7 protein-coding genes and 3 pseudogenes are annotated in these 8,283 nt (G+C 72.5%); 2 read left to right on the top strand and 8 right to left on the bottom strand.

Translation table 11 applies throughout. The annotated features are described in order from the left end of the window. Nucleotides 1–64 precede the first annotated feature (64 nt). From ABZ646_RS34085 to ABZ646_RS34075, 3 genes and pseudogenes are all read right to left on the bottom strand, one after another. A complete protein-coding gene (locus ABZ646_RS34085) occupies nucleotides 65–652 on the bottom strand; it encodes a DUF305 domain-containing protein (RefSeq protein ID WP_360527654.1) in 588 nt (195 codons plus the stop codon). 82 nt (nucleotides 653–734) lie between these two features. Then, nucleotides 735–1,070, bottom strand: a pseudogene (locus tag ABZ646_RS34080) (DUF6153 family protein); the annotation flags it as partial. A gap of 171 nt (nucleotides 1,071–1,241) precedes the next feature. After that, a pseudogene (locus tag ABZ646_RS34075) lies at nucleotides 1,242–1,811 on the bottom strand (phosphotransferase); the annotation flags it as partial. Nucleotide 1,812: 1 nt separating this feature from the next. Between ABZ646_RS34075 and ABZ646_RS34070 the strand changes: the two are divergent. Beyond that, nucleotides 1,813–1,902 (top strand): annotated as a pseudogene (locus tag ABZ646_RS34070) (oxidoreductase); the annotation flags it as partial. 331 nt (nucleotides 1,903–2,233) lie between these two features. Next, nucleotides 2,234–2,959 carry a lysophospholipid acyltransferase family protein gene (locus tag ABZ646_RS34065; RefSeq protein WP_360527651.1) on the top strand — a complete coding sequence of 242 codons (726 nt, stop codon included), beginning with the start codon at nucleotides 2,234–2,236 and terminating at the stop codon, nucleotides 2,957–2,959. Between the two features lie 61 nt (nucleotides 2,960–3,020). Here ABZ646_RS34065 and ABZ646_RS34060 read toward each other — a convergent pair whose 3' ends face one another. From ABZ646_RS34060 to ureC, 5 genes are all read right to left on the bottom strand, one after another. Next, a complete protein-coding gene (locus tag ABZ646_RS34060) occupies nucleotides 3,021–4,625 on the bottom strand; it encodes an alpha/beta hydrolase (RefSeq protein WP_360527648.1) in 1,605 nt (534 codons plus the stop codon). 131 nt (nucleotides 4,626–4,756) lie between these two features. Beyond that, a complete protein-coding gene (locus tag ABZ646_RS34055) occupies nucleotides 4,757–5,527 on the bottom strand; it encodes an urease accessory protein UreD (protein ID WP_360527645.1) in 771 nt (256 codons plus the stop codon). Continuing rightward, nucleotides 5,515–6,195 (bottom strand): urease accessory protein UreG, encoded by a 681-nt coding sequence (ureG, locus tag ABZ646_RS34050; RefSeq protein ID WP_360527642.1) that lies wholly within the window; start codon nucleotides 6,193–6,195, stop codon nucleotides 5,515–5,517. The genes ABZ646_RS34055 and ureG overlap by 13 nt, the downstream gene beginning before the upstream one ends. An 80-nt stretch (nucleotides 6,196–6,275) precedes the next feature. Beyond that, nucleotides 6,276–6,950, bottom strand: coding sequence for an urease accessory UreF family protein (locus ABZ646_RS34045; RefSeq protein WP_360527639.1), 675 nt, complete (start codon nucleotides 6,948–6,950; stop codon nucleotides 6,276–6,278). A 15-nt stretch (nucleotides 6,951–6,965) separates the two neighbouring features. Next, nucleotides 6,966–8,283 (bottom strand): urease subunit alpha (gene ureC, locus ABZ646_RS34040; RefSeq protein WP_360527636.1); only part of this gene is annotated, 1,318 nt, incomplete at its 5' end.

Genomic DNA, 8,283 nt, shown 5'->3' with positions numbered 1-8,283 from the left:
ATCGAGGTCAGGCGCTCGGGGCTGTGGCCGTACGCTCCCACGACATTGCTGCCGCGGATGACGGTCAGCAGCAGGTAGGCGAGGTCGTCACGATGGACCCGGCCATGCTCGTCGCCGGGGCGTACTCGCCCTTGGCCTTCTCGGTCCCGGCCATCTCGACCGCGCCCTGGTGGTGCTGGACCATCATGGTCAGGAACATCGTGTCGAAGTCGGTCCCCTTGGCCTGCTTCAGCATGGTCATGTCCTTGTCGGACATCATTCCGGCCATGCCGCCGTGACCGCTGTGGTCCATGCCCGCCATGGGCACGTCCTCGCCCCAGGCCTTCAGCCAGCCCGTCATGGTGTTGATCTCCGGGTCCTGGGCCTTCTCGATCCGGGCGGCGAGGTCCTTCACCTGGGCGGAGGAGGCCCGGTCGGCGGCCAGGGAGGCCATCTGAAGGGCCTGCTGGTGGTGCGGGATCATGGTCTGCGCGAAGGACACGTCCTGCGCGTTGTGCGTCCCGGCGGAGGCGGTGGCGGTCGCCCCGGCCGCCGCCGAGTGGGACGCGTGCGTGGTGCCGGCGCTGTCGTTGCCGCCGCCGCACGCGGTGAGGGCGAGGGCGGCGGTCGCGGTGAGCGCGACGAGGACGGCACGGGTACGCATGGTGGTCATGCTGGATCTCCTGCGACGGGTGTGAGGGGGCACGCGGGAGCGCGACCGCCGCGCTGTACGCGCACGGCCCGCTCGGGTGCCGCTAGATCCGCAGGAGCTGGAGTTCGGCCAGATCGGGGGGTGCACGGGCGGCGTCGGGTCCGGTGGCCGCGCGGGAGGAGACGGTGCGGTCCGGCACGGGGACGTGCACCGGGTCCGGGACCGGAGCGGGCAGCACCGGGCCACCGCTCAGCGCACCCGAGGCGCAGGTCGCGTCGGCATGGTGCGCGTGGTCGCCGCCGCAGTGACCGTCGCCCCCGGAGCAGCCGTCGTAGGCGGTGACCATGACCGCCGTACGGGCGACGGCCCGCTCGGGTGCGGCGTGGTGTCCCATGACACCGCCGGGCGCCAGTGCGTGCATGCCGAGCAGCCCGGCCAGCAGCCCGAGGACGAGCAGCGCTCGCCACCGCCGGTGGGGCGGTCGCTTCAGGGGCGGCTCGGTCGGACGCATCGGCGCCATCCTATGCATGCCCTGAGAGCGGCTGCGCACAGGCACCGCCGGGCACGTGCGGGGGCGCCGACGTCCGCCTGTGAGGCCGCTGAGGCGGCGGCGCACGGACTCGGGGTCCGTCAGCCCGGCGCGATGGACGACGAGTTCGCGGCCGAGGAGCAGGGAACGGCGGGATGCGGCCACTTGGAGGGGGTCGGGCAGGGTCGTCAGGTCGGCGAGGTGGGCGAAGCCGATGACGCGGCGGATGATCTCCGTGCCCGCGAAGCCGACCGACTCCGTCCAGACCCGGCCCAGGAACCGCTCCAGATGGTCGTCGTCGGAGAAGGTGTCGACCCGCGACGGCCAGAGCCGGCGGAACTCGGCCTCGAACCCCTCCCGGCTGAGGCGCAGTTGCTCGGCGTGATCGCCCTCGGTGCCCAGCGCGTGCGCGCGGGCCTCGGAGACGAGGACGTTCGCCCAGTACAGGCCGAGGTCGAAGCCGATCGGGCCGACGAAGGAGAGCTCGGGGTCGAGGACCCGGACGATCTCGGTGCCGTCCCGCCGACCCGCCGTGACGCTGCCGGTGTGCAGGTCGCCGTGGAGCAGCGCCTGACCGTTCGTCATGAAGGCGTGCCGCAGATCGGCGACCTCGGTGCGCAGCCGGGTGTCGGCGCGGAACCCGGCGGCCAGCGGTTCCAACGGCTTCGCCGGGCACGCCTCCCGGCTGCTCGCCGAGCTGGGCCGGCCCGTGGACCGGATCCGCGTCGAGCGCTTCGGCTGACCCCAGGCCCCGCAAGCAGCACGGCAGTTGGTGCCGGCCGCCGGGCACCCGCCTGCTCGTCCGGCGCCGTCGACGACGTCCGTGGCCGGGTTGCCCGCCCCCGAAACGCCTGGCCGCGCGGGGCGGGCGACGACTCGGTCGCCGACGTGGTGAAATCCAACGGGACGATGTCCGACCCGCCGCGCCAGGTCACCGGCAGAGGGTCGGCATGAGACCGACCGGGCATGGCCACAGATGACGACAGGCGCACATCACCCCGGGCCCGCCGTGGACGAGCCGACTCGGCGAGACGCCGGTTCCGGCGGGGACCGGCAGAAGTGAGGAGAGAGCCGTGTTCTACCACCTGCTCAAGTACGTACTGCTCGGGCCGCTGTTGCGCGTGGTGTTCCGGCCCCGGATCGAGGGCCTTGAGCACGTGCCCGCGTCGGGACCGGCCATCGTCGCCGGCAATCACCTCTCCTTCTCCGACCACTTCCTGATGCCGGCCGTCCTGAAGCGGCGCATCACCTTCCTGGCCAAGACGGAGTACTTCACCGGACCGGGTCTCAAGGGCCGGCTGACCGCGTTCTTCTTCCGCAGCGCCGGACAGATCCCGGTGGACCGCTCCGGGAAGGAGGCCGGCCAGGCGGCGATCCGCGAGGGGCTCGGGGTGCTGGCCAAGGGCGAGCTGCTCGGCATCTACCCGGAGGGCACCCGCTCGCACGACGGCCGTCTCTACAAGGGCAAGGTCGGGGTCGCCGTGATGGCGCTGCGCGCCGGTGTCCCGGTGATCCCGTGCGCCATGATCGGCACCTTCGAGGCGCAGCCGCCCGGGAAGGTCGTCCCCACCCCGCACCCCGTCGTGATCCGCTTCGGCAAGCCTCTGGACTTCTCGCGCTACGCGGGCATGGAGAGCGAGAAGGCGATCCTGCGCGCCATCACCGACGAGATCATGTACGCCATCCTGACCCTCTCCGGTCAGGAGTACGTCGACCAGTACGCGGCGGTCGTCAAGGCGGAGCAGACGGCGGCGAAGGGCGAGAAGGAGCGCAGGTTCCCGCGCGCGCCGCTGAGTTGACGTCGAACGGCGAAGGGGCGGCGGGAAGCTCCCGCCGCCCCGCACCGCGGTGCGAGAGGGGTTACGGCTGCGGTGTGGCGTGCGGTGTGCAGGTGACGTCCGCGCCGTCCAGCCTGCCGGTGAGCAGGTAGGTGTCGACCCGGCTGTTGATGCACGGGTTGACCAGGCCGGTCACGCCGTGCGAGCCGGCGCCCTGCTCGGTGATGAGCCGGGAGCCCTTGAAGCGCTTGTGCAGTTCGACGGCGCCCTGGTACGGGGTGGCGGCGTCACGGGTGGACTGCACGATCAGCACCGGCGGCAGGCCCTTGTGGGTGGTGACGTCCACCGGGGTCTGCTGCTTGACCGGCCAGGTGGCGCAGGGCAGGTTCATCCATGCGTTGGCCCAGGTCATGAAGGGGTACTTCGTGTTGAGCTCGGTGTTGTCGCGGTCCCACTTCCGCCAGCTGGTGGGCCACTTGGCGTCGGTGCACTCGACGGCGGTGTAGACGGCGTTGCCGTTCTCCGAGGAGATGTTGCCGGCGGTGTCGGAGAGGTCCGGGGCGGCGGCGTCGACCAGCGCCTGGGTGTCACCGGCGACGTACTTGCTGAACACCGTGGCGACCGGGACCCACGAGGAGTCGTAGTACGGGGCGCTCTGGAAGAAGGAGATCAGCTCGGCCGGGCCGACGACCCCGCCGATCGGGTTCGCCTTGGCGGTGGCGCGCAGCTGGAGCCACTTGGCCTGGACGGCGTCGCGCGTGGTGCCCAGGTGGAAGGCGGAGTCGTGGGCGGCGACCCAGTCCTCCCAGTCCTTCCAGCGGCCCTCGAAGGCGATGTCCTGGCCGAGGTTGGCCTCGTACCAGATGTTCTCGCGCGACGGGTTGACGACGCTGTCGACGATCATCCGGCGGACGTGCCCCGGGAACAGCGTCCCGTACACGGCGCCGAGGTAGGTGCCGTAGGAGACGCCGAGGTAGTTGAGCTTCTTCTCGCCGAGCGCGGCCCGGATGACGTCGAGGTCACGGGCGGTGTTCGGGGTGGTCATCTGCTGGAGCATCGCCTTGCCGGTGCGCTCGGCGCAGCCGTCCGCGTACTCCTTGGCGAGCTTGCGCTGGGCCGTCTTGTCGGCCTCGGTGTCCGGCACCGGGTCGGCCTTGGGCGCCTTCACGAACTCCTGCGGGTCCATGCAGGAGATGGGCGCGGAGTGGCCGACGCCGCGCGGGTCGAAGCCCACGAAGTCGTACGCCTTGGAGGCGTTGACCCACAGGGGGTTCTTGGTGGTGACCCGGAGCGGGAAGCGCATCCCGGAGCCGCCGGGGCCGCCGGGGTTGTAGACGAGCGCGCCCTGGCGCTCCGCCTTCGTCCCCGTGCTGCCTATTCGGTCGACGGCGAGCCGGATCTGCTTGCCGTGGGGCTTCGTGTAGTCGAGCGGCACACTGACCCAGCCGCACTGGACGGGCTTGGCGAAGCCCCAGTCGGCCGGGCAGTCCGCCCAGTCGATGCCTGCCTTGGCGGCCCGCGCGGCGGCGATCGCCGCGCCCTGCTGCTGCCGGTCCTGGCCGCCGTGCCGGGCCTCGGCGCCGGCCGCGGGGGCCGCGAGCGCCCCGGTGATCAGGCTGGCGGTGACGAGCGCGCCCGCCGAACCGAGCGCCAGCGTCCGGCTCCTCGATCTGAAGTCGTCCCTCAAGTGGGCCCCTCCCCGTACATGGTTGCGAATGGTCAGGGAGGATCTTTCCGGCTGTGACTCTCCTGTGCACAAGGCATGTCAGCCGTTCTTTACCAATCCGATATCCGGATGGCGTGGTCCCGCTGAGCGGATCAGCCTCCCCATTCGTCCAGGGCCGCGTCCAACACCCGCCGAAGTCGCAGCGCGTCCGCCGCCACCGCGCTCACCAGTACGGCGGGCCCCACGAGCGGAGTGAGCGCCGCGTCCTCCCCCAGCATCCGCGCCTGCACCGGCTCGTCGGCGAACTCCGGTCGCACGACGACGAGTTGTCCCACGGCCCGGTGTCCCGCCAGGACGGCGGGGCCGTCCCAGCCGCCGGGCGCCCCGGGCCCGCAGGCCAGTTCCTGGTCGAGTACCACGCGTCCGGCGACCCGCACGGTGAGCCGGCTGCTCAGCCGTCCCGGGGTCTCCCCGGCCCGTCCGAGCACCTGCTCCTCGCGCAGTACGAGCCGCCCGCCCGCGCCCACGTCGACCCGGGTGGCGACATACAGCTCGCTCCCCTTGGCCGAGATCAACTGCTCGGGCAGCCAGTGCAGTTCGCCGCCGTCGGCGATGTCGAGCCGGACGTCGTACCGGGCGTCGCCCTTCGACTGTCCCGGCAGCGCGATGGTCGCGGCGGCCGACCCCACCCGCAGCCGGGCGCCGCGCTCCACCGTGGCCTCGACGGTGAACCGGTCCCCGCCGAGCGGTCCGCTCATCGCCCCGACGACCATCACCCGGGCCTCGGCACCGCTCCCCCGGGTACGCCGCAGGGCCAGCGGCCCCTCGCCCTCCAGCACGGGCAGCGAGGTGCCGCCCCGCCCGTCGTCCCGTGCGACCATCCTCGCCCGCGCGCGCACGCCGGTGGCGGTCACGCCGTCCACGCGGCGAGCCGCTCCCGTACCCACCCGGCCACGTCGCCGACGCCGGTCTCACCGCGCAACGACTGGAAGACCACGGGCAGTTCGGCGCGCTGCGCCTTGGCGTCCGCGGCCATCCGGGCCAGGTCGGACCCCACGTACGGCGCCAGGTCGGTCTTGTTGACGACCAGCAGGTCGGCGGTGGTGACACCGGGGCCGCCCTTGCGGGGGATGTCGTCGCCCCCGGCCACGTCGATCACGAAGATCTGCGCGTCCACGAGTCCCCTGGAGAAGGTGGCCGTGAGGTTGTCCCCGCCGGACTCCACAAGGATGAGGTCCAGCGGCCCGACTTCCTCCTCCAGGTCCTCCACGGCTTCGAGGTTGGCCGAGATGTCGTCCCTGATCGCGGTGTGCGGGCAGGCCCCCGTCTCGACGGCGGTGATCCGCTCGGGCGGCAGCACCGCCTCCCTGAGCAGGAACTCGGCGTCCTCGCGGGTGTAGATGTCATTGGTGACGACGGCGAGGGACAGCTCGTCCCGCAGCAACCGGCACAGGGCGGCGACGGTGGCGGTCTTGCCGGATCCGACGGGCCCGCCGAGGCCGATCCGCAGGGCGCGCCGGGTTCCGTCGGGCCGGCGGGCGTCGGCGCTGACGGCGGCGGGACCGTGCCGGTGATCGTGGTCGAGGTGCATGTACGGCTCCTTGTTCAGCAGGTTCTGCGTGTCAGCCCGTCCGGGGCTTCCCCGTCGGGCCGGGTGCGGGGTGGAGTCGGCTACGACGCGAACAACCGCACCGCCCACCCCGCATGCCACTGGGCGCCGATCTCGAGCAACGGCGCGGACGCCGCCGGCAGCGCGTCGACCCCGCCCGCGGCCGCCCGCCGCGCCGCCTCCACCGCCCGGTCGGCCACCCGGTCCACCTCGGGCGCCAGCCGTCCGAGCACCCCCGTCGCCTCGAACGGGTCCAGGCTCAGCAGCCGCACCACCGCCGTGGCCGGCCCGCTGACGCACTCGTACGCCGCACAGTGGGCCGCGTCCTGGGCGGAGAGACCTGCCGCCCGGGCCACCACGCCCAGCACCACGGGCTGGTGGGCACCCTTGGGGAACTCCTGGGCCACGGCGTCGAGTTCGGGGCTCGGCCAGGTGGCCCGCCCGGCCCTCAGCAGCTGCCGCCCGAGCCGCCGCGCGACGCCCCGCAGGGCGGGTGACGGCGTCCGTGCGTCGGCTGCGGCGTCCAACTCCCCTACCTCGACACCGAGTACGGCGGCCGCGGCGAGCGCCCCCGCCACCAGACCCGTGGTGTGCAGCCGGCCGCGGCAGAACTCCTCGAGGCTCGCCGCCCCGGTGATCCGCCCGGCCTTCACGGCCGCCTCCGCCCCACCCGAGTGGGCATGACCTCCGGCGGGAAATCGGCCGTCGGCCAGCACCAGCAACGCTGCCCGGGACATCAGGGACCTCTGCTCTCAGAAAAGGAAGTAGCGCTGGGCCATGGGCAGTTCGGCGGCCGGTGCGGCCTCCACCAGCTCTCCGTCGATGTGCACGGCGAAACTGTCGGGATCGATCCGGACGCTGGGCCGCGCATCGTTCTCCCGCATGTCCGCCTTGGTCACGCCACGGGTGGAGTCGATCGCGACGAACCGCTTGCCGAGCTGCAACCGCTCGGGCAGTCCGTCCTCGATCGCCAGCGGGGCGACGAAGTTGAAGGAGTTGGCGGCCGGGGCCCGTCCGATCGCCCCGTACATGGGGCGCGGCAGGATCGGCTGGGGCGTCGGGATCGACGCGTTGGCGTCGCCCATCTGCGCGTAGGCGATCTGTCCGCCCTTGAGGACGAGGTGCGGTTTGACCCCGAAGAACGCGGGCTCCCAGAGCACGAGGTCGGCGAGTTTCCCGGTCTCCACCGAGCCGATCTCCCGGGCCAGGCCCTGGGCGAGTGCCGGGTTGATCGTGTACTTGGCCACGTACCGCCGGACCCGGCGGTTGTCGGCCCGGCCGTCGCCCGGCAGGGCGCCCCGCCGCCGCTTCATCACATGGGCGGTCTGCCAGGTCCGCAGGATCACCTCGCCCACCCGGCCCATGGCCTGCGCGTCGGAGGAGATGATGGAGATCGCGCCGAGGTCGTGGAGTATGTCCTCGGCGCCGATGGTCGAGGGCCGGATCCGGGACTCGGCGAACGCCAGGTCCTCCGGCACCGCCGGGTTGAGGTGGTGGCACACCATCAGCATGTCGAGGTGTTCCTCGGCGGTGTTCACCGTGTACGGGCGCGTGGGGTTCGTCGAACTCGGCAGCACGTGCGGCTCGGAGACGACGGTCATGATGTCCGGCGCGTGTCCGCCGCCCGCGCCCTCGGTGTGGTAGGCGTGGATGCCGCGCCCGCCGATCGCGGCGAGCGTGTCCCCGACGAACCCGGCCTCGTTCAGGGTGTCCGTGTGGATGGCCACCTGGATGCCGGTCCGGTCGGCGACGGTCAGGGCGGCGTCGATGACGGCGGGGGTGGAGCCCCAGTCCTCGTGGAGTTTCAGGCCCAGGGCGCCGCCCCGGATCTGCGAGAGCATCGCCTCGTGCGAGACGGTGTTGCCCTTGCCGAGGAAGCCGATGTTGAGCGGGTACTGCTCCATCGCCTCCAGCATCCGGGCGAGGTGCCAGGGGCCGGGGGTGACGGTGGTCGCCTTGGATCCCTCGGCGGGGCCCGTGCCGCCGCCCACCAGGGTGGTGACGCCCGCCGCCAGCGCCTCGTCGGCGATCTGGGGGCAGATGAAGTGGACGTGGGCGTCGATGGCGCCC

The organism is Streptomyces sp. NPDC007162 (genome assembly GCF_040634175.1).
Taxonomy (GTDB): Bacteria; Actinomycetota; Actinomycetes; order Streptomycetales; family Streptomycetaceae; genus Streptomyces.
The sequence above is the reverse complement of the archived record's forward strand: the minus strand, read 5'-3'. Positions and strand labels throughout refer to the sequence as shown.

Excerpts from the sequence above, each read along its gene's own strand:
- ABZ646_RS34085 (WP_360527654.1), bottom strand. The coding sequence starts at position 652 with ATGACCACCATGCGTACCCGTGCCGTCCTCGTCGCGCTCACCGCGACC.
- ureG (WP_360527642.1), bottom strand. The coding sequence starts at position 6,195 with ATGCACCTCGACCACGATCACCGGCACGGTCCCGCCGCCGTCAGCGCC.
- ABZ646_RS34045 (WP_360527639.1), bottom strand. The coding sequence starts at position 6,950 with ATGTCCCGGGCAGCGTTGCTGGTGCTGGCCGACGGCCGATTTCCCGCC.